Annotated in this window: 22 protein-coding genes; 13 read left to right on the top strand and 9 right to left on the bottom strand. The window is 58.1% G+C overall.

Going from position 1 to position 23,474, the window contains the following annotated elements:
- Positions 1-95: 95 nt before the first annotated feature.
- Genes WCY17_RS11190 through WCY17_RS11165 form a run of 6 tightly spaced genes read left to right on the top strand, consistent with a single transcriptional unit; the run spans position 96 to position 7,059 of the window.
- Positions 96-1,565, top strand: coding sequence for an MmgE/PrpD family protein (locus WCY17_RS11190; protein WP_372702274.1), 1,470 nt, complete (start codon positions 96-98; stop codon positions 1,563-1,565).
- On the top strand, positions 1,562-2,797 hold the full coding sequence (locus WCY17_RS11185; protein ID WP_372702273.1) for a CaiB/BaiF CoA transferase family protein: 1,236 nt from the start codon (positions 1,562-1,564) through the stop codon (positions 2,795-2,797). The genes WCY17_RS11190 and WCY17_RS11185 overlap by 4 nt, the downstream gene beginning before the upstream one ends.
- A gap of 24 nt (positions 2,798-2,821) precedes the next feature.
- A complete protein-coding gene (locus WCY17_RS11180) occupies positions 2,822-3,676 on the top strand; it encodes a CoA ester lyase (RefSeq protein ID WP_372702272.1) in 855 nt (284 codons plus the stop codon).
- Entirely contained in the window at positions 3,655-4,170 is a 516-nt protein-coding gene (locus tag WCY17_RS11175) for a MaoC family dehydratase (RefSeq protein ID WP_372702271.1), read from the top strand. Before WCY17_RS11180 ends, WCY17_RS11175 begins: the two co-directional genes overlap by 22 nt.
- A gap of 23 nt (positions 4,171-4,193) precedes the next feature.
- The gene (locus WCY17_RS11170) at positions 4,194-5,345 is read left to right on the top strand and encodes an acyl-CoA dehydrogenase family protein (protein ID WP_372702270.1); all 1,152 of its coding nucleotides are present in this window, start codon (positions 4,194-4,196) and stop codon (positions 5,343-5,345) included.
- Positions 5,311-7,059 carry a thiamine pyrophosphate-binding protein gene (locus tag WCY17_RS11165; RefSeq protein ID WP_372702269.1) on the top strand — a complete coding sequence of 583 codons (1,749 nt, stop codon included), beginning with the start codon at positions 5,311-5,313 and terminating at the stop codon, positions 7,057-7,059. Before WCY17_RS11170 ends, WCY17_RS11165 begins: the two co-directional genes overlap by 35 nt.
- 13 nt (positions 7,060-7,072) lie before the next feature.
- Here the strand turns inward: WCY17_RS11165 and WCY17_RS11160 are convergent, their stop codons facing one another.
- The 4 genes from WCY17_RS11160 to WCY17_RS11145 all read right to left on the bottom strand — a co-directional run bounded on the left by WCY17_RS11160 (position 7,073) and on the right by WCY17_RS11145 (position 11,032).
- Entirely contained in the window at positions 7,073-7,903 is an 831-nt protein-coding gene (locus WCY17_RS11160) for a GntR family transcriptional regulator (RefSeq protein WP_372702268.1), read from the bottom strand.
- A 186-nt stretch (positions 7,904-8,089) separates the two neighbouring features.
- A complete protein-coding gene (locus tag WCY17_RS11155) occupies positions 8,090-9,148 on the bottom strand; it encodes a TRAP transporter substrate-binding protein (RefSeq protein WP_372702267.1) in 1,059 nt (352 codons plus the stop codon).
- 51 nt (positions 9,149-9,199) lie between these two features.
- Positions 9,200-10,492 carry a TRAP transporter large permease gene (locus WCY17_RS11150; RefSeq protein WP_372702266.1) on the bottom strand — a complete coding sequence of 431 codons (1,293 nt, stop codon included), beginning with the start codon at positions 10,490-10,492 and terminating at the stop codon, positions 9,200-9,202.
- Positions 10,493-10,540: 48 nt separating this feature from the next.
- Entirely contained in the window at positions 10,541-11,032 is a 492-nt protein-coding gene (locus WCY17_RS11145; protein ID WP_372702265.1) for a TRAP transporter small permease subunit, read from the bottom strand.
- Here WCY17_RS11145 and WCY17_RS11140 point away from each other — a divergent pair.
- The gene (locus tag WCY17_RS11140) at positions 11,031-11,204 is read left to right on the top strand and encodes a hypothetical protein (RefSeq protein WP_372702264.1); all 174 of its coding nucleotides are present in this window, start codon (positions 11,031-11,033) and stop codon (positions 11,202-11,204) included. The genes WCY17_RS11145 and WCY17_RS11140 overlap by 2 nt on opposite strands.
- Here the strand turns inward: WCY17_RS11140 and WCY17_RS11135 are convergent.
- From WCY17_RS11135 to WCY17_RS11115, 5 genes are all read right to left on the bottom strand, one after another.
- Positions 11,194-12,108, bottom strand: coding sequence for a branched-chain amino acid transaminase (locus WCY17_RS11135; protein WP_372702263.1), 915 nt, complete (start codon positions 12,106-12,108; stop codon positions 11,194-11,196). The genes WCY17_RS11140 and WCY17_RS11135 overlap by 11 nt on opposite strands.
- A 31-nt stretch (positions 12,109-12,139) precedes the next feature.
- Complete coding sequence (locus WCY17_RS11130; RefSeq protein WP_372702262.1) at positions 12,140-12,940, bottom strand: putative hydro-lyase; 801 nt, start codon at positions 12,938-12,940, stop codon at positions 12,140-12,142.
- Positions 12,941-12,946: 6 nt separating this feature from the next.
- Positions 12,947-14,653, bottom strand: coding sequence for a hydantoinase B/oxoprolinase family protein (locus WCY17_RS11125; RefSeq protein ID WP_372702261.1), 1,707 nt, complete (start codon positions 14,651-14,653; stop codon positions 12,947-12,949).
- A gap of 12 nt (positions 14,654-14,665) precedes the next feature.
- On the bottom strand, positions 14,666-16,768 hold the full coding sequence (locus WCY17_RS11120; protein ID WP_372702260.1) for a hydantoinase/oxoprolinase family protein: 2,103 nt from the start codon (positions 16,766-16,768) through the stop codon (positions 14,666-14,668).
- 347 nt (positions 16,769-17,115) lie between these two features.
- Positions 17,116-17,688 carry a TIGR02444 family protein gene (locus tag WCY17_RS11115; protein ID WP_372702259.1) on the bottom strand — a complete coding sequence of 191 codons (573 nt, stop codon included), beginning with the start codon at positions 17,686-17,688 and terminating at the stop codon, positions 17,116-17,118.
- Between the two features lie 172 nt (positions 17,689-17,860).
- On the opposite strand from WCY17_RS11115, the gene WCY17_RS11110 reads away from it, so the two are divergent.
- From WCY17_RS11110 to hisD, 6 genes are all read left to right on the top strand, one after another.
- Positions 17,861-19,198 carry a UbiD family decarboxylase gene (locus WCY17_RS11110; RefSeq protein ID WP_372702258.1) on the top strand — a complete coding sequence of 446 codons (1,338 nt, stop codon included), beginning with the start codon at positions 17,861-17,863 and terminating at the stop codon, positions 19,196-19,198.
- A complete protein-coding gene (locus WCY17_RS11105; protein ID WP_372702257.1) occupies positions 19,185-19,769 on the top strand; it encodes a UbiX family flavin prenyltransferase in 585 nt (194 codons plus the stop codon). The genes WCY17_RS11110 and WCY17_RS11105 overlap by 14 nt, the downstream gene beginning before the upstream one ends.
- 55 nt (positions 19,770-19,824) lie before the next feature.
- The gene (locus WCY17_RS11100) at positions 19,825-20,841 is read left to right on the top strand and encodes an ABC transporter substrate-binding protein (protein WP_372702256.1); all 1,017 of its coding nucleotides are present in this window, start codon (positions 19,825-19,827) and stop codon (positions 20,839-20,841) included.
- A gap of 27 nt (positions 20,842-20,868) precedes the next feature.
- Positions 20,869-21,627 (top strand): ABC transporter ATP-binding protein, encoded by a 759-nt coding sequence (locus WCY17_RS11095; RefSeq protein ID WP_372702255.1) that lies wholly within the window; start codon positions 20,869-20,871, stop codon positions 21,625-21,627.
- Positions 21,627-22,379 (top strand): ABC transporter permease, encoded by a 753-nt coding sequence (locus WCY17_RS11090; protein WP_372702254.1) that lies wholly within the window; start codon positions 21,627-21,629, stop codon positions 22,377-22,379. Before WCY17_RS11095 ends, WCY17_RS11090 begins: the two co-directional genes overlap by 1 nt.
- A gap of 75 nt (positions 22,380-22,454) precedes the next feature.
- Positions 22,455-23,474: histidinol dehydrogenase (gene hisD / locus WCY17_RS11085; protein WP_372702253.1), on the top strand; the 1,020-nt coding region annotated here is incomplete at its 3' end.

The raw sequence follows: 23,474 nt of genomic DNA, 5'->3' as shown, positions 1-23,474 counted from the left end.
TCTATTTGACAGGACAAGTAGTCTTCTTTATATTGTCCATACAATTGATACGTACCGCACGTCACTCAACGACGATTCATTCACGAATTCACACTATGGACCAGACAGGCTCAGATCTCTTTGGGGCTCCCATCTCAAGCCAGATCGCTGCGTTCGCTGCCGATCTATCTTTTGACCATGTTCCCCCGAAGATAGTGGACCATGCCCGCAATCTGATGCTGGATGCAGTGGGTTGCGCACTCGCCGCACAGCCGGAAGACTTCACGCAACGCTACATTGATGCCATCACAGAACTGAGCGGCGTAAAAACTGACGGCGCCGGTTGTGCCATCATCGGCCAATCCCTGCGTTTGCCGATGCGGGATGCGGCGTTGCTCAATGGTGTACTGGCGCACGGGCTCGACTTCGATGACACACACATCACGGGTATTGCACACCTGAGTGCGGCGGTACTGCCGGCGGTAATGGCGCTTGGCGCCCAGAATGCCGTGTCGGGTCAACGTATGCTGCACTACTATATCCTCGGCCTCGAGATCGGCTCCCGACTCGCTTCTGCAGCCCCAGGCCTTTTTCATGAATGCGGCTTCCATCCAACGGTGACCGTTGGTGTATTTGCCGCCGCTGTTGCATGTGCCGGGCTGCTGGGTCTGGACAGGCAGGGGCTCGAACGCGCACAAGGATTTGCACTTTCCATGGCTGGAGGCACGCTCCAGTTCGTCGAGGACGGCGCCTGGACCAAACGCATGCATCCCGGCTGGGCGGCCAGTTCGGGCATTGCATGTGCAATCATGGCACGCCAACCGATTCCAACACCTCACAAAGTCTACGAGGGCCGCTTCGGCCTGTATCGTGCCTTTCTGGGGGCATCCAACATGGCTCGAGTCCATCTCGATCAAATCACTGCCGATCAAGGCTCCACATGGCAGTTGATGAGCATCGGCGTAAAGCCTTTTCCTGTCTGCCATTTCAACCACGGCTGTGCCGATGCCGCGATTGCACTGCATGGCCGAATGGCGCGCAGTGGCCTGAAGGTACAGGCCATCCGCCGCATCGAGGCCCGCGTGCCCCACGGCGTGATGTCGTCCGTCTGCGAGCCAGTCGATATCAAGCGCACCCCGTCATCGGATTATGAAGCCAAGTTCAGCATGCATTATGCCGTGGCCTGCGGCCTTCTACGTGGACATCTCGGGCTGGCAGATCTCGCACCCGACGCAGTGCGTGATCCAGATGCCAGGGCGCTGATGCAGCTGATTGATTGCACGCCGGATCCGTCCACCACCTTCCCCCGTCATTTCACAGGAGAAGTCAGGGTGTTCTTTGACGATGGCACGACGCTCGTCCATCGTGAAGCCATCAATCGCGGCCATGCAGACCGTCCCATGGACGGCGCCGAGATTCGTGCCAAATTTCGGGCAAATGCCGGGCTTTCATTTCCAGGCGAACGTGTCCAGGCGCTTGAAGAATCCATCCTGTCAATCGATGTCCAAAGTGATGTCCGGGCCCTGGATACTCTCTTGACCGCCCTTCCGTTCCCGCATGTTTCCAATCAGGGTACCTTCTCATGAATCACGCTTCGATGCCTGACAACCCCGGATCGCACCGGACACCTCCATTGGCCGGCATGCGTATCCTTGCCGTTGAACAGTATGGCGCCGGTCCATTTGGCACCTCTTACCTGGCTGATCTCGGAGCAGAAGTGATCAAGATAGAAAACCCGACCGGCGGAGGTGATGTGGGGCGCTACGTCGGCCCCCATTTCTTCGGCGCTCAAGACAGCCATTTCTATCAAACCTTCAATCGCAACAAGCGCAGCCTGACACTCGATCTGAAACAGCCCGAAGGCCTGCGCATCTTTCAGCGTCTGGTGACGCAGGCCGACGCGGTAATCAACAATCTGCGCGGCGATTTGCCCGCAAAACTCGGTTTGACCTATGAAGCACTGAAAGACTTCAATCCGCGCATCGTCTGCACCCACCTGTCTGCTTATGGTCGCGAGGGTTCGCGGGTTTCCTGGCCTGGGTACGATTATCTGATGCAAGCCGAAGCCGGCCATATGATGTTGACGGGCGAACCGGATGGCCCCCCAACCCGCTATGGCCTCTCCATTGTCGACCTGATGACCGGGCTGGTCGCTGCGTTCGGCCTGCTGGCGGCCATCTGCAGCGCACGCGAAACCGGAGTCGGCACCGATGTCGATACATCGCTATTCGACGTCTCCATCCACAACCTCAACTATCCGGCGACCTGGTATCTGAATGCGGGTGCAATCACTGATCGAGCGCCACGCTCTGGCCATCCCAGCCTGGTACCCAGCCAGTTGTTCCCCACGGAAGATGGCTGGATCTTCGTGATGTGCAACAAAGAGAAATTCTGGCCGCTGCTCTGCCACGCTCTCGGCCGGGAGGCGTGGGCAACTGATGAGCGATTCCGCACATTCCAGGACCGACTGCAGAATCGCCAGGCACTGACCAGTCTGCTGGATTCGGTGTTCATGACAGCGTCAACTGCGCAATGGATGAAGCGGCTGTCAGGAACGATCCCCATCGCGCCCGTGCTCGACATACAAACCGCCCTTGAAGCCGAGTTCATCAAGGAACGGAATATGGTGCAACGTTTCGAACGAACGGATGGCCAGGACATGCGCCTGCTGTCAAACCCCATTCGATTCAGTGATACAGCCCTGCCCAGAAAGGAGGCACCTGCTCTTGGTGCGGATAATCTCGAATTGCTGCATGAGGCTGGATTTTCTCATGAAGAGATAGAAGAGTTCCGCGCCAGGAAAATCATCACGACCTAGAACCTTCTAATGCAAGGCAGCCCAATGCCCCAACAATCCAACGCAGTCCTGACCCCCCGGTCCCTGCTGTTCGTTCCCGGCGACCGTCCAGAACGATTCGACAAGGCCAGGCAATCAGGGGCCCATGCCACCATCCTGGATCTCGAAGACGGTGTATCGACCGAAAAAAAGGACTTTGCTCGTTCAGCCGTAACGGATTATCTGGCGAAAAGCGCGGATTGCATCGTTCGAATCAATGGCGTCGAAACTGAGTGTTTCAGGCAGGACCTGGCCATGCTGCGCAGATCACCGCCTCTGGCGATCATGCTGCCCAAGGCTGAAGACGTGGATGCTATCGAAGCGCTCGCCACCATCCTGGGCAGTTCGATGCCCATCATTGCGCTTATCGAGACGGCCAAAGGCCTGACCAATTGCCGGACGTTGCTTGCGTGTCCACAAGTGACCCGGCTTGCCTTCGGTTCGGTCGATTTCATGCTGGATCTGGGCATAGAGAACGACGGCCTCGGGCTGCTCTCGGCTCGTTCTGAACTTGTTCTCGCTTCGCGCATTGCCGGTCGCCCGGGCCCCATCGACGGTGTCACTGTCGCACTGGAAGACGAGGCGGCCCTCACCGCCAGTACCGTCCGAGCGCGACAGATGGGGTTCACAGGAAAGCTGTGCATCCATCCCCGGCAAATCGACATCGTCAACACATGCTTCCAGCCGCCTCAGACCGAAATCGAGTGGGCCCGGCAAATCCTGGTGGCGGTTGAAAAAAACGAACAGATCGGCGCACTGCGCGTAGACGGCAAACTGGTAGACCGGCCGATCATCGAACGTGCACGACGACTGATGGACCAAACAGGAGAGGCAATACCATGCAGGCATTCAAAACAATAGGCAAACAGCATTACCGGGAGTCCTTTGGGCGCCACTACGAGGAATTCGAAGTGGGTGACATCTATGAACATCGTCCGGGGCGCACCATCACGGAAACCGACAATATCTGGTTCACCCTGTTGACCATGAACACACATCCCATGCATTTCGATGAGGAATATGCCAAAGCCAGCGAATTCGGCAAATGCATCATTTGCAGCCCATTGACCATCGCCCTGATGGTCGGCATGAGCGTCAGCGACGTGAGCCAGAAGGCCATCGCGAATCTGGGTTGGACTGACATCCGTTTGACCCATCCACTATTCGCAGGCGATACCTTATACGCAGCCTCTGAGGTCATGGCCAAGCGCGAATCCACTTCTCGACCCAATGCGGGCATCGTCACCGTCCAGACCATCGGCACAAATCAGCACGGGAAAGCCGTCTGCACCTTCAGTCGTACGATGCTGATAGCAAAAAAAGGCCATAGCGTAGAAGACCAAGTCAATTACTGAACCTGTCGGGATCCTGTATGACCATGAATTTCAACCATGATGAGCAGCAGGCATTTGTGGATGCCGTCGAGACGTGGGTTCACAAAGAATTGAAACCCGTTGCGCGCAAATTCGACCTGGCCGACGAATACCCACACGAAATCGTCGAGCAGATGAAGGAAATGGGGCTTTTCGGCGCGACGATCAGCCAGCAATATGGTGGATTGGGCCTTTCTGCCTGGACTTATGCACAGATCGTGATCAAGGTCGCGTCCGTGTGGATGGCGCCCTGCGGCATCTTCAACTCGCATCTGATCATGGCATCTGCCATAGAACGCAATGGTACGGAAGAACAGAAACGGGCATACCTGCCCCGCATGGCCAGTGGTGCGTATCGTGGCAGCATCGGTCTGACAGAACCCAATGCCGGGACAGACCTGCAGGCAATCCGTACGATTGCAAGACGTATTGGCGACCACTACGAGGTCAATGGTGCCAAGACCTGGATCACCAACAGCATGCATGGCGACGGCACGCTGCTTCTCGTAAAAACAAGCCCTGATGCAAAGCCTGCACATTCCGGCATGAGCCTGCTGATCGCCGACAAGGGCCCTGGTTTCACCGTAGTGGGGAAGCTGAAAAAAATGGGCTACCGTGCGATTGACACGTGCGAGCTGACATTCGTCGACTATCACGTGCCCTGTACCAAGCTGTTGGGGGGGGTGGAAGGGCGAGGATTTGCCCAGGTTGCTGGCGGGCTGGAACTGGGGCGAATCAATGTGGCCGCAAGAGGCGCTGGAATTGCTGAAGGCGCCTTGAAATTGGCCCTGGCCTATGCCCAGGAGCGAACCGCCTTTGGCAAGCCGATCTGCCAGCACCAGGCCATACAGCTCAAGCTTGCAGACATGGCCACCCGTGCAGAAGCCTCGAAACTGTTGATTCAGCAAGCCGCAACGAAATTCGATCGCGGTGAACGCTGCGATCTCGAGGCTGCCATGGCCAAGCTGTCGGGCTCGGAAGCAGGTGCCTTTTGCGCAGAAGAAGCCATGCGCATCTTTGGCGGCTACAGTTATTCAGTGGAGTACGAGATCGAACGCTATTACCGCGATGCCTTGTTGATGTGCATTGGCGAAGGAACAAACGAAATACTGCGGCAGGTGATTGCCAGGCAACTGGTGGCACGCAACAAGATTTGAACATGCGATTCACTGTCCGGGCACCGCCCGGGCGCATGAACGCATACGGTATTTGAATCATCCAAAATTTCGAGGTCAATATCAGATGAATGTGCATGATTTGGTTGGCAAAACATTGCGGGATCTGGGCGTCGATACAGTCTTCGGCGTCATGGGCGAAGTCAACATGTACGTCATGTATCGCTTCGTTGCCGAGGGCGGCAAGTATGTCAAAGCAGCTTCCGAGGCAGGCGCCACGCAGATGGCCCTGGGATATTCCAGCACGTCAGGGCGCGTGGGGGTTGCGACGACGACTTGCGGGCCTGGTTTCACGAACACAATGACATCATTGATTGAAGGGGTCAGGGCCCATCACCCCATGGTCTTGCTGACAGGCCAGGGCAGAGATGATCTGCGCGGCTACATGCAGTCTGTCGATCAGCGCGCATTTGCGATTGCAGCGGGCGCCGGCTTCGAGAGCCCGGACAACATGCACGACGTCCAGGCCAGCCTGGTGCGCGCGTTTCAAAGAGCGTATTCGGAAAAACGCCCCATAGTCCACGAACTGCCACCGTACAATCTATTTGCGGCGGCAGACATTCCGTACAGGCAATACACCCTGAAACTGCAGCAGACAAGCATCGCACTTGAGCCCGGAGAGGCGTGGGATCAGGCCATCGGGATCATCGCCACTGCCCGACGCCCCATCATCCTGATGGGCCACGGCGCCGTCATGGAAGATGCCACGCAAGAACTGCTGGCGCTGGCGCAACGGATCGATGCACCCATCATGACGACATTGCGCGCCAAGGATCATGTCCATGGCGCACCCGGTTACCTGGGTCTGATGGGTATCTCGTGCAGAACCGAAGCCATCGATGCCATCCTGGCCAGCGATTGCATCATTTCGTTTGGCGCCAGTCTCAATACGTACACCACGGGCGAAGGGGCCTACCTGAACGACAAGCGAATTGTATGCTTCAACAACATGAGCCTCGATGTGGGAAAATATGTCGTTCCTGACGTAACCCTCACTGTTGGCCTGAAATCGGCCATCAACTACATCATTCACTGGCTGGACGAGGCGGAGGTAGAAGGCTCGGGCTTTGCCCAGGAAGAGGTGGTGATCCGGGCGCAGGATGCCATCCGGCTGCCCCGGACATTGCAAAATCCGGAATTCAATGAACCTGGCTTTCTCACCTACGACAAAGCGATGCAGGTCATTGACGAAAGCCTGGGCGCAAGGATCCTGGTAACCGAAGGTGGACGCTACAAGTACAGTGCCTGGCACAATATTTTTGTCGACGATGCCCGCGACTTCATACCCAGTCTGAGTTATGGCTGCATAGGCATTGGCCTTGGCCATGGGGTCGGTGCCGCATTGGCCAAGCCGGACTCGACGGTGATCATCGTTGTTGGTGACGGCGGAATGATGAATGCAGGCATGGCAGAACTGCAGACCATCCAGAATGAACAGCTGAACGTGATCGTCGTCGTATGCAATGATGGAGCCTACGGTGCCGAGTATCACAAATTCATCGAGTGTGGGCGCGACCCCGATCTGACATTGATGAAACAGCCAAATTTTTCTGACATTGCAACCGCTTTGCGGGCCAGCAGCATAAAGGTTGAAAAAGTGGGAGACCTGCCACTCCTCAGGCAGAAGATGAAGGATTGGCAGGGCAAGGGGCTTCTGCTCATCGAGCTCGTGGTCGACACCCGCTCTTCCGAGTGATTGGCAAATACCCTCAGCGAGACAGATGCATGCGGTAATTGAATCGATCGCTGCGATGTATATTGTCGGCGACCTCAAGCAGCCGACCGCTGCCATCAAAATAGCGGCGGATTATCCTGAGGCCTGCATGGCATTCTCCTATGCCCAGCAAGGCAGCATCTTCGGTAGAGAAGATAACGCCTTGCAGTTCCTGTTCCACACGCTTGATGCGGACCTGGTACTCCTTTTCAAGCAGCGAATAAACCGCAATTCGCCGCTTGCGGAGCTTTTTCTCTATACCGCTCAGACGTGGATTGATGTACAGATGCGTCACGCAGAACGGTATCGAAGTTTCTGTGTCGCTGCGCACACCCGTGGCACACACCCAGGCCTCATCGGTAGGAAGCCCCAATCTGAGGGCTGTGGATTCTTCAACCAGTTCGCGCCGTATGTCAGAGAGGGTCAGCTCCGTGTGCTGTGCATACTGGAACAGATCCTTGATCGACGACAGATCCACGGTGTAACGGCTTTCATTCGGGGTTGCGATCACAATGGTGCCAACTCTCGGCCTCCGTACGACAAGGCCACGATCCACCAGAACCCGGATGGCCTCGCGCACGGTGAATCGGCTGAGATTCAGCTGTTTGCAGATCTCCATTTCGGTGGGCAACTGCGAACCTATCGGATACCGGCCATCGGCAATCGCGGCAGTAAATTGGCGTGCAAGTTGAGCATAACGTGGCTGTGCTGGATCAGGCATCTGATTTCCCTTGCCGATCATCGACGCAATATCATTGCCCTGGGAATGTTGCTCATCACCAGATTTTTGACTGGACGTGGTGTCCTTCATCAATCGTTCTATCATGCCTTTTCTCCAAATACACACCTTGCCCGCGCCCTGCTGCCATGCGGCCGATTTGCCTGAAATCGTTCGGGGGTCGATGCCACATGCGCTGCTGATTCATGAATTGGCCGGTCGTGCTGCCGCATGTATCGTCAGTACGACCGGCACCAGCCAGCCTGGGCTCACACCGGGGCATCCAGCGGGTGTTTACTTGGCCTTGGCCTGGAGATCCAGGATTTTGCCAACGGTTTGATTCCACGAGTCGGCGCACGCGTCACCACAGCGCTGCGCCCATTTCGGCAGCACCACGTTGAGCAATACTTCGCGCTTCAGTTCGACATCCTCATCGGACACCGGGATCAATTTCATGTCCGAAGCCGGGCCCTCTGAGCACGGGCCACCAGTATTGCACTGAATGCCCAGTTCATCTTCGCGCACATTCTGCTCATCAATGGCCTCTTCGAGCTTTCGAACCTGCTGCATCAGTATGGTCTGCTCTTCAGGCGAAAGCCTGTTCCAGGCATTGATATTCATGCCTTGAATGGAACTGGCCCAGCTGATCGGTAAATTGTACAGGTATTTCGCTGGTTGATTCCACTTTGCCTTGTAGCCGCCCAGCGTGCCTGTAATTGCACAATCCAGAACACCGGTGGCGAGCGCCTGCTGCACCTCGGCAAACGGCATGGGAATGCCGGTCGCACCAAAATAGCCGATGAAGTCCGCCTGTGAGGTGCCCCCAACCCTGATTTTCCGTCCTTTCAGATCAGCCAGACCCTTGAGATCGTCGCGACAGTACAATATCTGGCGTTGATACGACGTCAGCGCGAGAACCTTGACCTGATTGTCTTTTGCATAGAATTCCTCCAGAACGGGCCTGAATGCGTCAGTGACCTCGCGCAACTCGGCTATGGTAGACGTCAACCCGGGTAGGTCCGTGCCTTCATGAATGGGCGCGTCCCCCGCCAGGAACCCCATCACGGTATTTCCGACATCATAGGTGCCAAGCCGCAAAAGCCGGAACACTTCCTGGCCGGTCAGGCCCATTTCATTCCAGGGGCGAACCGTTGCTGTTACTGCGCCGCCCGTTGCCTCGGGGATCCATTCGGTCCAAAAGGGTGCTTCGATCTGGTTGTATTGCGTAGTGATGCCGAGGTTTCCGACTGCGGACAGCTCAACCTTGGGCATGTTCTCGGCCACGGCCGGGCGTGCAGCAACCAGCAGGCCTGCAACCGCAAATCCGATGGCGACAATGAAATTCTTGTTCATGGTGCGTCTCCTTTATTTCGGCCTATCACAACCTGCAGAATGCACGGATGCTCAGCCTGTGTTGAACAGTCTTGGCATCAAGAGGGCCAAGTCCGGAAAAAGAATCAGAAAGCCGATCATCACGAACATCATCAGCAAGAATGGCAAAGAGCCCAGCATGACATCCCTGAATGGCCCTTCGCCACGGATGGTCTGAACGACGAACAGGTTCATTCCGATCGGCGCAGTGATGAGCGCCGCTTCGATGAGGATGACGAACACCACGCCAAACCAGATCGGGTCATAGCCGATACTCTTGATGACAGGGACCACCAACGGCGTGGTTGCAATCATCAACGTGATGGTCTCGATAAAGCATCCGAGCACGAGATACAGAGCGATGATTGCCATCAGAACACCCAAGGGCGGCCATTCCAGGCCAGCCACTGACTGCACGATGACATTCGTCAGACCCAGTGTCGAAAGTACAAAATTCAGGAACAGCGCCGCCACGACAATCAGCAGAATCATCGAGGTCGTTTTCACGGTCGCCTCGAAAGTCCGCAACAGAACATCGATGGACAGGCGTCCGCGCATGAACGTGAATATCAGCGTGGCAACGACACCCAAGGACGCCGCTTCGGTGGGAGTAGCAAGGCCGGCATAGATCGATCCGACAACGAGCAGAAACAGCAGGAGAGGCGGACCCAGGTGTATCAAGCTGTGAATGCGCTCTTTCCAGCTGTATGCCCGGATCGGTGTACCGCCAAAGGCCGGTTTCATCATGCAGATGAAAGCAATGATGACTGAAAAGGAGGCAGCGAGCAGAAAGCCCGGTATGAACGAGGCAAGATAAAGTGCCGAAACGGACGTGTCCGACAAACTGCCGTAAAGGATCATGTTGATACTGGGTGGAATCAGGATGCCCAGTGTGCCCCCGGCAGCGATGGACCCAAGAAAAAGAGCCGGGTTGTAACCGTGCGTCCGCATGTTGGGAATCGACACTGTACCGATTGTTGCCGCTGTGGCCAGGCTGGAGCCAGACGTCGCCGCAAAAACCGCGGACGCAGCCACGTTGGTATGCATCAGGCCACCGGGGATCCTGCCCACCCATGCGTCAAGGCACTCGTACATTTTCTCGGTGAGGCCAGAACGCAGCAGCAACTCGCCCATCATGATGAAAAGCGGCACCGCCAGAAGCAGAAAATTCGTACTGGAACTCCACGCCAGTTCACCCAATGCCCTGAAGACAGGGAATGGGCTGTATAGTTCGGCAAGTACCGAACCCAGCAGGCCCAGCGCCACTGCCACGTGCAGGCTTGCCGCGATAAAAACGAGAAGAAGAACCAGGGCGACGAGTAACATGGACGCTCTCTTTTCATGACGGATGTTTCACAGGCCGTCGATCATCTGCTATTCATTCTTCGAATGATCCAGAGTAATTTCAGATTGATCAATTTCTTCCTGTAACGCCAACACTCCGATCTCACGCGATATCGCCTGTGGTCTTTTCCGGATCAAGTTGAGAACGGCTCGTGCGAACAACCAGACGGCAGTGATGGCAAACCAGGCCAGCCCGCCAAACCAAATGCCTTGCGGCAATGCCAGAGGCATTGCCAGCGTTGTATTGGAGTGGGAATTGATCGACCAGGAATACCAGACCGTCTGGAACGCAAACCACGCAAATACGACAGCAGTTCCGGCAAGTGTCAGTATTGCAGCGAGATCCAGACAGGCACGCATCCAGGGCTTGAACAATACGTAGACCACTTCAATACGTATATGCATGCGCGAGATCAGCGTAAAGGCCAATCCAAGGGATACTGACGCCGCAAACGCATAGCTGCTGAGTTCAAAGCTCTGAAAGAACGTCAGCCGCAGTACACTTCTGGTCAGTACGTCCATGGAGACGATCAATGCGGATGCCAATATGAGAAAGCCAGCAACCCAGGCCAGCACCCTGCTGACCAAGCCAATACAGGTTTTATCGATTGATTTCATTGATCGTCCCGCGGCAAGTCATGCATCTGTGTTGCGCATTCAGGCACCAAGGGAAAGCCTGATAATCAGAAAGTGACCTGGGTGCGCCAATCTGCGTAGTGCTGCTCATTTCCACGCGCTGCCGCCAATAACTCTTCCTGCAATTGGCAGGTGATTGGCCCGGGTACGCCAGCCCCTATCCTTACACGATCGACTCCCACGACGGGTACGACTTCCTCTGCGGTACCACAGAGGAAAACCTCTTCAGCCAGAAGCAGCTCCGTACGATCGACCTCGCGCACCTCCACGCTCAGGCCGAGCCTGTCTCTGGCCAGCTCGAGCAAGGTTGCACGAGTGATCGATTCAAGAATGTCCGCGGTTGCCGGAGGCGTCACCAGGGCACCATGCCGAACCAGCATCACGGCCGAACCCGCGCCTTCGGATACCTTGCCCCGATCATTCATGATCAGCGGATAGTCATAGCCTGACTCAATGGATTCTATATGTGCCAATCTGCTGTTCTGATAATTTCCGGCGCATTTTATGCGTGGCGGGATGGATTGATCTGAAATACGCCGCCAGGAAGAGATGTTGCAGTTGATCCCTTTTTCAAAGCCGCGGCGCCTGCCCATGGGTACGGCCACCGCGGCCATTTGCAAGGGGCCTCTTGCATAATAGAACTCCTCACTGTCAAGAAAGACCATCTGCCTGATATGCACATCCTGTGCTGGTTTCAGGGCTGCGAGGTAATCGATCACGGCCCGCTCGATCTGTTCCGATGTATAAGTCTCTTCGAAGCGCATCAATTTGATCGATTCCAGCAGTCTCGCAGCATGCTCCTTGAGTCTGAAAATGTTCAGTGTCCCCGACTGTGGTATCCAATACGCTCGCAGCCCTTCGAAAACCATGGCGCCGTACCGAAAAGACGTGTTGAGCAAGGGCACCGTCGCCTTTTCATAGGGAACGATTTCCCCATTGAGATATACCATCCTTTCCTTCATTTCATATTCCTTTTCGATTGAACAGAATCATTCAGACAACGGCATCCTGCTCATAGTGCCTGTCACTCAAGAACATATGGCCCGGAGCATGTGTAATCATCCATTCGGTCCTGGAAGCCATGGCAACCGATTGGGGCGTCACCCCGCAGGCCCAAAACACGGGAACTTCGGATGGTTTCAAAGGAAGCGGCGTACCGTAGTCCGGGTTTGACAGATCAGAAACGCCAATTCTCTCTGGATACCCGATCTGTATGGGGGTACCGTGTGCCGAAGGAAACCGTCCGGAAAGCTGTACCGCCTTGACAACCAGATCATTGGGGATGGGACGCATCGTGGCCACAATCGGCCCATGGAACGACCCTGCCTTCCTGCACTGCACATTTGTCACGAATACTGGCGGGATCGTATCCTGATCCAGGAAGCGCAGGGGCATGTGCGCATTTCTGAGCGCATTGTCGAAGGTTGCACTGCAACCCAGCAGGAAAGCGACGAGGTCATCGCGCCAATAGGACTGGATATCTGTTGGCTCATCGACCAGTTCGCCGTGGCGAAATACCCTGTAGCGCGGGATATCGGTGCGAATATCGGCGCCGGGGGCCAGCAGTTCCGGAACCGGCGATCCAGGCAAAGTCACGTCTAGCAAGGGACACGGCTTCGGGTTTCGCTGGCAGAACACAAGAAAATCAAATGCCACCTCTTTGGGCAAAACGACCAGATTGGCCTGTACATGACCATCGGCCACCCCCATGGTGTCACCGGTATAGGCTCCGTCACGAATGTGTTTACGAATCTGTTCAATGGAAAGACCCTGCAGCTGCGCCTTATTCATCATGTCACCTCATGATTGCGTGCGTACGCTGGCACGATGGTTCTCGGTCGCCTCCAGATCCACACCTTGCCCGCGCGAACCCAGAAATATCCCATAGACCTCTTTGGCACTTTTCTCACTCACAGTGCCTGCCCTGACATCCGCCAGCACAGATTCAGGATTCCGCTCCAGCGGATTGCCATAACCTGCGCCGCCGGGCAGATCGAGCATGAGAACGTCATTGGGATGCAGAATGAACTGTTCCTTCGGCCTGTCTACAGGACGGCCGTTCAGCATGGCTCGCCCAGCCGCCCCATCGCGCCCGCCGAACAATCCCTTTGGCGGATGATGGATGCGCTCACATTGCAAAGTCACAGCGCAGGGCCCCGTGGCCAGGCTGCGCAATACGAGGCGCACACCGTTGCCACCACGCCACTTGCCACCCCCACCCGAGTCCGGGATCTGCTCACGGAACTCGATCCGTACCGGACAGGTGGCCTCCATGTGTTCGGCAGGAACGGATGATATGTTGGTCGGAAAATGCAGCGAGGCTGGCCCATCCATACCGTCTCTCGCCCCCTGACCACCTGCAAAAAACATGAAACTTGAAAATGCCTGGCCGTTTTCATGCTGCCCATTGAGAACCAGCACCCACGAGGGAGCACAGCCGCCATCGGCCAGTATGCGCTCGGGAACGATGTCCTTGAGCGCACCGTAAATTGCAAAGCTGAGCAGGTGACCGACCAGATGCCGCCCGTTGACGGCAGCAGGCAGCCGGGGATTCAGGAAGCTTCCTTCGGGCGCCGATATCGTCAGAGGACGAAATGACCCCTCATTGTTGGGCGTATCGGGATCCAGGATGCATTTGAGCGGATATACGGTATAGGCGTACGTATAATTATGAACCGAATTCATGGCCCGATCGATCTGGGGTGAGCTGCCGGTATAGTCGACTTCTATCTGGTCGCCCTTGATCACAACTTTGGTGTTGATTTTCAATGGCTGGTCAAAACCATCCATGATCAAAGCGTTGCGATATTCTCCGTCGGGCAATGCGGCAATCTTTTCACGCATGTTATTTTCAGATCGAGTGAACATTTCTTCACCCAGCTCCTGAAGATCAGGCAGCCGATAATCCTTGAGAAATTCCGCGAGGCGACGGGCCATCACCTCATTGGCGCTGCGGCCTGCTTCCAGATCGCCAAACACCTGCTCTGGTACCCGAACGTTGTACCGGATGATGGAAAACAGTTCTGTGGCGGGCTGCCCCGCCCGATACAGAAACATGGGTGGCAGACGCAACCCTTCCTCGAAAACTTCTCTTGCGTCGGCAGAAAATGCGCGACCCCCGATATCCGGCATATGAGCCACGTTACCCGCAAACGCGATCAACCGGTTCTGATAAAAAATCGGCGAGATCATTGTAATGTCGGGCAGGTGCCCAGTGCCCAGCCACGGATCATTTGTGATCACTACATCACCGGGCTGCAGGGTGTCCGGCGGTATGCGCGCCAAAATATGACGTGCAGTAGTCGGCAATGTGCCAATGAAGGACGGGATGCTGTATGTGCATTGCGCAATTGATCTGCCCGAGGCATCGAGCAAGACAGTGACATAATCATGCGCCTCGCGAACGACAGTGGAAAATGCCATGCGGCCTAGTGCTGTATCCGCCTCATCAACCACCGCAATGAGGCGGTCCCACATCATTTTCAAAGTTACTGGATCGTAAGCCATTGCCTGTCCCACCTAGTCCAACTGAATGATAAGATTGAGCTGTTCATCAACGCGGACGCTGCTGCCGGGAATGACAACGGTTGTTGATTCCTTCTGCTCGATGATCGCCGGCCCCTCGAACACGGCTCCGGATGGCAGCAGGTCATGGTTGTATACGGGGGCATCCACATAGCCCTGTTGTTCGGGCATGTAGACTTTCCGCATCCCACGACGTGCATCCTGCAGGTTCTGTGATCCCAATCTGGTCGCAGAACGAAGTGCCAACGACGGCGATTCTGCGCGCACGGCACCACGCCAATTCAATACTTCAACCGGCACACCCTCGATCTCACGCCCAAAAATCCTTCTATACTCCTGGTGGAAGGCATTCAGCAGCACATCGGCAACGGAATGCTTCTCAACAGAGGCCGGAAACGATACGGATATTTCATAACCTTGACCTACATACCTCATGTCGCAGGTGCGTGTCACGGTAATCCGATCGGGGTCAGCACCGGCCTGTATGATCTGCTGCCGGGCTGCCTCCTCGTGATCCTGATAGATCGCCTGCACATGATCCCACTCGAGATTCGAGAGCGGCATTCTGCGGGTAAAGCCGAAATCGATCACCAATGGCGCGACCAGCAGCCCCACCGCTGACGTGACGCCGGCACCATAGGGACAGATTACGGTGCCGATGCCCAGTGACTTGGCCACCCGACAAGCATGCAGAGGCCCGGCACCTCCAAAGGCGATCATGGTGAAATTTCGTGGATCCTTTGCTTGTTCGACAACGTGGACTGCGGCGGCGCGCACCATGCTCTGAGTAGCAATGGCATATATGCCCCATGCGGCTTCTTCGAGAGCAATGCCCGAGGGTTCTGCGATGTCCGTTTGTATCGCCTTGCGCGCCGCGGCATGATCCAATTTCATGCTGCCGCCAAGAAAATATTCCTGATTGAGGTAGCCTAGAATCAGGTTGGCGTCTGTCACGGTCGGTGCAGTGCCCCCCTGGCCGTAGCATACCGGGCCGGGGCTTGCCCCTGCACTGCGTGGCCCCACCTGGATCAGACCAAGATTGTCGATTCGGGCAATCGATCCGCCGCCCGTACCGATTTCAATCATGTCGATCACCGGGATGCGCACAGGCAGCCCACTGCCCCGTTCGAAACGCGCGACACGGGCAACCTCGAATTTATTCGTCACGGAAGGCTGCCCTTCGGAGATGACGCACAGCTTGGCCGTCGTTCCTCCCATGTCGAAGGACAATATGTTCGGATACCCCATCGATGAACTGTAATATGTGCATGCGATAGCACCCGCCGCAGGCCCCGACTCGATGGCTTTCACCGGGATCTTGCTTGCCAGTTCCGAGTTCAGGATGCCGCCACTCGAAAGCATGAGGTAAAAGTCGTCCTTGAAGCCGAGTGCTGCCAGATGTTTTCGCAGGCTTCCGGTGTGCTCTCGCAGCAACGGCAGGGTATACGCATTGAGGGAAGTCGTCGAGGCACGCTCAAACTCGCGCATCTCGGGAACCAGTTCAGAGGACAGCGTCACATCCACACCTGGCAGAGCCGCTTCGATCAATTGACGAACCTGCCTCTCATGTGCGTCATTGACGTAGGAATGCAGGAAACAAACGGCCACCGAGCGCACACCTTCTTCTTTCATTCTGGCAATGGCGTCGTCCAACGAGCCCTTATCCAGTGGGGTGACCTCATCCCCATCAGCATTCACGCGCTCTTTGATGCCGTAGACGAGGTGGCGCGGTACGATCGGCTCGGGCAATTCCATGAACAGGTTGTAAATGTCATAGCGCTGTTCACGACGGAACTCGAGAATATCCCGAAAACCCTCTGTAACCAGCAGGGCTGTCAGGGCCCCTCTTCGCTCTATCGCCGCATTGGTCACGACCGTTGTTGCACCGTAGATGGTCAGATGATCCCGCGCTGCGTCGATATCGAGTCGCTTGACAAGATCCTCGATGCCCGAGATGACAGCAAGCGCGGGATCCTGGGGGGTACTCAGGACCTTGTGAACATGCAATGTGCTGCCGGACTCATCAAATAGTGCGAAGTCGGTAAACGTGCCACCGGTATCGAAACCCAGACGATAATTCTTGCCTTTGTTGCTCAAGTCAGTCTCCATGGAGAATTCGACATGTCTTTGACCGGACATTTTGCGCACTACTAGGCGTTAATGCTGCCGTTCATAATGCACGGTCTGTCATATTTATATTTGATTGGTCCGTACAAATTAACATGCAGATCCACGAGTGTCAACAAATTTTCCGCGGCCTTTCAGGACAGCTCCGGAGGGCGCGTCGACGCTGACATTGGCTGGTGCAAATAGCCGTCAAAAAAGGAAAACATGGCGCAGGAACCGATGTGGTCCATGTCCATCAAGGTGCCGGGCGTAGCGCAACAACGCGCCGATCCCCAGCAATTGATGCCGGTCTGGAGACGAATCCCTGAATGGTACGGCTATTGCCGCAGCCCGACGCCAGCGGCCTGCTGCGCAACGTGCCGCAGGTGGCGCTGCAGATCCGGGGCCAGCCCAGCCGTTCTGGTTGCCCGGGCGGCGGGCTTCGGCGCCGGGGCATGCCCGCGCCCTGGGGCCTGCGGGTGCCGGGCCGCGCAATGTTCGACGACCCGCCTGGCCGTGGCGACCAGCGGCCCATCCACCGGCAGCGCTTCGGACCCCCCGTGGGGCAGCGTATCGAAATGGGCGGCCAGCACCTCGAGTTGCAGGCGCTCGGCCTGCAGCTCGCAGGCCTTGATGGTTTCGCGAAAGCGGCCCGTGGCATCGGATGGCGCGGGCAACGGCCCCGATTTCAGACGGCGGCGCATGGCACGCAAGGGGTGCACGATCTCTGCCCGCCAGGGCCCGATGGCGTCATCGGCCGCCTGGATTTCTGCACAGGACAGGGGCCGCTGCTTCACGCGCACGGCCAGCAGGGCCATGAGGAGCAGGCAGACATCGACCCCGGCCTCATCCTGCAGGGCCAGGCAGGCATCGGCTACGCCGGCGCGCGCATACAGGTCGAGCGCAAACATCCAATGGCTCGAAATGCAATCGACATTATCCATTACACTCAGCGTGGTGAAGTTTCTCTGCCATCACGCAGTGTATACAATCGGGCGGCTGGTCATCCAGTACACCGATGCCGCCGTATGCCGGGGCATTCACACACCACACAGACCATGAAAGGCCGGACAAGGAATCGCCATGCGTGACTACATGAATGCCCTGAAAGCCCGGGGCGACCTGATAGAAATCGACCGCGAGGTCGACCCCACGCATGAGCTGGCGGCGGTCACGAAGGTGATACAGGACCAGCTCGGCAAGGCCATCCTGTTCAAGAACGTCAAGGGCACGAAGTTCCCGGTGCTGACCAACATCTATGGCACGCGCGAGCGGCTCGCCGAACTGATCGGCATCGATCCGGCCCGCTTCTGCAAAGAATGGAACAACCTGTCTTCCCTGGGCGCGGCCGAGTCGGGGCACCGGCCCCGGCCTGCCGAAGGCGATCTCCCCGAGTACGTTGAATGCAGGCTCAGCGATCTGCCCCTGATCACCTATTCCGAGCTCGACGGCGGCGCGTACTTCACGTCGGCCATGTTCATCGCCAAGGATCCGGACACCGGCGTGGGCAACCTGTCGTTCCACCGATCCATGTACATCAGCGACCAGGAACTGCGCTGCCGCCTCGCACCCAAGCACCACCTGACCATCTACCACGAGATTGCAGAAAAAAGGGGCGAACCGCTGGAAGCCGCCATGCTCATCGGCCCGCCCGCCACGCTGTTCCTGTCGGCCGCCGCGCCGCTGCCCTACGATGTGGATGAACTGGACGTGGCCGCACGGCTGGCCAACCGCGATATCCCCATGCGCCCGTGCAGGCACATCGACCTCGAAGTGCCCGTGGAAACCGAGATCGTGATCGAGGGCCGGTTTTTGCCGAACGTGCGCCGCCCCGAGGGGCCGTTTGGCGAATTCATGGGGTACTATACGCCCGAGGGGTCCAACGCCGTCTTTGAAGTGCTGGGTGTAAGCGTGCGCAAGGACGCCATATTCCACAGCATACTGTGCGGTTCATCCGAAGAAGTGCTGGCCCTGGATCTTTCGATCTCTGCCAATATCTACCAGAAACTCAATGCCAGCCTGCCCGGCATCATCGATGTCGCCTGCCAGCCGTTCGTGTCGCATGCCATCGTGAAGATCGATCCACGCTACGAAGGCCATGCCCGCCAGGTCATGCTGGCCGTGATCGGCGCGGAACCCACGTGGGCGAAGGTGATCACCGTCGTCGACAAAGACGTGGACATCCACGACATGAATGACGTGATGTGGGCCATTCTCACCCGCTCGCGGCCCGACAAGGACACGTTGATCATTCCGGACACGCCGTCGTTCTACCGCGATGAGCAAAAGGATCACTGGGGCCGGCTGCTGATCGATGCCACCATCCCCTGGGGCCGGGAAAAGGAATTCGAACGCAAGCGCCTGAAGGGGGTCGAGAACATCCGGCTGGCAGACTGGATCGCACCCCATGCGCAGCGCTGACAGACGCCTGATCGTCGGGATCTCGGGGGCTTCGGGCGCCATCTATGGCGTGCGCGCCCTTGAAATGCTGCAGGCGCAGGGCATTGCCACGCATCTGGTGATCAGCAAATCGGCGCAACTGACGCTGTTCCATGAACTGGGGCTGCGGCCGGCCGATCTCGAGGCAAAGGTCACGGTCCTGCACCATGTCAATGACATCGGCGCCTCGATCTCCAGTGGCTCGTTCCGCACCGAAGGGATGCTGATTGCGCCTTGTTCGGTGCGCTCGATGGCGGAGATCGCGACGGGCATCACCTCGTCGCTGCTCACCCGCGCCGCCGATGTGACCCTGAAAGAACGGCGCCGGCTCGTGCTGATGCTGCGCGAAACCCCATTGCATCTGGGCCACATCCGCAGCATGGCGGCCGTCACCGAGGCCGGTGCGATCGTCATGCCGCCCGTGCCGGCGCTGTACACGAAACCCACGAGCCTGGATGAGGTCATCACGCACAGCGTGGCCCGTGCCCTGGACCTGTTCGATATCGATACGAAGGCCATCCCCAGATGGTCCGGCCTGCAGGCTGAAAAATGACAACGCCCCATCCGTACAATGCTGCCGGAACGCAGCCCATCACAGGAGAACTCGCATGAATCTGAAGACCTTATCCAAAGCCGCGATTCTGGCGGCGTCCCTCAGCGTCTGTTTCGGGATGGCCTCCGCGCAGGCGGCCAACACGGACACGAAGCAGGAAAAAGAAAAGATCGACCTGCTCGCCAACTACGCCTTCCATGGCCGGCATGCGCCCTACTTCGTGGGCATCGAGAACGGCTACTTCGATGACGCCGGCTTCAAGGTGAATGCACTGCCCGCGGCCGGCAGCGGTGCGGTGATCGCGGCCATAGACAGCGGCAAGGCGGATTTCGGCATGGCCGATGCAGCACCGGTCGTGCAGGCGGTGGCCAAGGGGGCCAAGGTGAAGACGTTCATGATCTACATGGACGAATCCACGATGGGCCTGGCCTCGACCAAGCCGTACCCGGATCTGGCTTCGCTGAAAGACGCCCGCATCGCCGCCTCGGGCGCCGACAGCGTGCGGGTGATCCTGCCCATCATCCTGCGCCTGCAGAACATGAGCGAACTGCCCGTCAACTGGCTGAGCGCCGACCCCAGCGTCTATATCTCGCTGGTGCTCAGCGACCAGGCCGACCTGTTCACGGCTTCGAGCGACGGCGACGTGCCGGCCTTCGAGGTGATTGCCGCCAAGCAGGGCAAGGACACCCATTTCCTGTCGTTTGCCGAAAACGGCTTCGATGCCTATGGCTATGTCCTGATCGCCAGCGACAAGACCCTGAGCGAGTCGCCCGAGAAGGCGCAGCGCCTGTACGACTCGATGAAGAAGGCCGTCACCTTCTCGCTGGAGAACCCGGAAAAGGCGGCGGAAATCATGATCAAGTACAACCCGACGCTGAACTACGATACCGTGCTGCGGCAATGGCAGCAGGCCGCCCACGGCATCAATACCGGCTACATGAAAGAACATGGCTACGGCACGATCACGCGTGACCGCGCAGAGTCGACCATCAAGATGGTGGCCGAGGCCATGAATCTCGATGTAGCCGATCTGGGCGTGGATCAGGTCTTTGCCATGCCGGCGGGCCAGTAGGCACTTGCGGCAGCTGACGAGACCCCGATGTCCAACCTGGTATCCATAGAACAGGTATCCAAGCGGTTCGGCGCGCAGGTCACCGCGCTCACCGACATCACGCTGGATATCGCGTCCAATTCCTTCGTGTCCATCGTCGGGCCCAGCGGCTGCGGGAAATCGACGCTGCTGCGGCTGATTTCGGGCCTGATTCCGGCCACATCCGGGCGCATCATGGTGGCTGGAAACGAAGTCACGGGCCCGATCCGGCAATCCAGCATGGTCTTTCAGAGTCCTGTCCTGCTGCCGTGGCGCACGGTCATGGAGAATGTGTTCTTCGTGGCCGAACTGGGCCACAAGAGGCCGGCCGATTTCAGGCAGCGCGCACTCGAACTGCTCGAAATGGCCGGCCTGAAGGGCTTTGAAGACCACTATCCGCATCAGCTGTCGGGCGGCATGCAGCAGCGCGCATCCATCTGCCGGGCCTTGCTGATGAACCCGCCGCTGATCCTCATGGATGAGCCCTTTGGCGCGCTCGACGTGCTCACGCGCGAGGTGCTGGGCTTCAAGCTGCAGGAACTCTGGGAGGCCAACCGGAACACGGTGATCTTCATCACCCACAGCATCGCCGAGGCCATACTGCTGTCGGATACCGTGGTCGTCATGACGGCCAGGCCGGGGAAAATCAGCGAGATCATTCCGATCGACCTGCCACGGCCGCGCACGGTGGACACCTTGTCCGAGCCTGCATTCATCGAACTGTCGGCGCGGATTCGCAGCGATATCGGCACCAGGTGGGAAGGCTGATGCAGAACTCGATCAGAATCCTTGTCTTTGTGGCCATTCTGCTGCTGATCTGGCAGTACCTGCTGCCGTACTCCGACATCCCGTCGTACATACTGCCGCTGCCGACGGAGATCTGGGCGCGCTTCATGGAAACCTTCTGGCTGCAGGTCGCCAACCTGGCCATCACGGCCGGCACGACCCTGCTGGGCCTGGGCATCGGCGTGGTGGTCGGCATTCTGCTGGCGCTGCTGGTGGTGTATGTCAAGAGCGCGAAATCCATCATCCTGCCGTTTCTGGCCACCTTCAACGGCATTCCGAAAATTGCCATCGCCCCCCTGCTGGTGATCTGGTTCGGGCTGGGTCCGGACTCGAAGATCATCCTGGCGTTCCTGCTTGCGTTGTTTCCGATCTTCGTCAACTCGCTCACCGGGCTCAATGAGATCGACGACGATATTCTCGACCTGGCCAAGCTGGCCGGGGGCAGCAACTGGCAGATGTTCACCAAGGTGCGCCTCATGCATGCGCTGCCGTACATCACCGATGCGCTGAAAGTGGCCTTCCCGCTTGCGCTGGTTGGCTCCATCGTCGGCGAATTCATAGGCGGCAACATGGGGATCGGCTACCTGGTGCTGTCGGGCCAGTTCAACATGGATATTGCGCTGGTGTTCGCCGCCCTGTTGTCGATCACGATATTCACCTCGCTGGGCATTGCCGCCATCGGGCTGTTCGAACGCCTGTTCCTGAAGTGGCAGCCGTCCAGGCGCGAGCGGTGAAGGCCCTGCGCAGGCCACGCCACGACAGGCGTTATCTGAGATAATGGACCCCTGTATGCAACCGTTGCCTTCATCATGTCCGTGATTCACCGCCTGGATACCCGGGCGCCTGGTTTCGATGCCGCGCTGGCGGCCCTGCTCGATCGCGACGCGGCCCAGGACCAGGCCATGGAAACCGCCGTACGCCAGATTCTCGAAGACGTGCGCGCCCGCGGCGATGCCGCAGTGCTGGAATACACCCGGCGCTTCGATCAGGTCGCGGCGCATGACATGGCCGGGCTCGAAATCCCGCTGGCCGACTGCCACGCAGCCCTGCAGGCCCTGCCCGAAGCGCAGCGTGCCGCGCTGCAGGCGGCGGCCGAGCGCATCCAGCGCTACCACGAACACCAGGTCGCGCACACCTGGACGTACACCGAGGCCGATGGCACGGTGCTCGGCCAGCAGGTCACGGCGCTCGATCGCGTCGGGCTGTATGTGCCCGGGGGCAAGGCCGCGTACCCGTCTTCCGTGCTCATGAATGCCATCCCCGCCAAGGTAGCCGGGGTGGCCGAGCTGATCATGGTCACGCCCACGCCGGGTGGCGCGCGCAATCCGCTGGTTCTGGCCGCTGCCGCCGTGGGCGGGGTGGACCGGGTCTTTGCCGTGGGCGGGGCGCAGGCGGTGGGCGCGCTGGCCTACGGCACGGCCACCATCCCGGCGGTCGACAAGATCACCGGCCCGGGCAATGCCTACGTGGCCGAAGCCAAGCGGCGCGTGTTCGGCACGGTGGGCATCGACATGATCGCCGGGCCGTCCGAAATCCTCATCGTGGCCGACGGCAGCACGCCGCCCGAGTGGCTGGCCATGGATCTCTTCTCGCAGGCCGAGCACGACGAGCTGGCGCAGGCGATCCTGCTGTGCCCCGATGGCGCCTATCTGGATGCGGTGCATGCGGCCATCGAACGGCTGCTGCCCGAACAGCCGCGGCTGGCCATCCTGCGCCAGAGCCTGGCGGGGCGCGGCGCGCTGATCCAGGTGCGCGACCTGGCCCAGGCCTGCGAGCTCGTCAACCGCATCGCACCCGAACACCTCGAACTCTCGGTGGCCGATCCGCAG

Source organism: Castellaniella sp. (genome assembly GCF_041677825.1).
GTDB lineage: Bacteria > Pseudomonadota > Gammaproteobacteria > Burkholderiales > Burkholderiaceae_B > Castellaniella.
The sequence above is the reverse complement of the archived record's forward strand: the minus strand, read 5'-3'. Positions and strand labels throughout refer to the sequence as shown.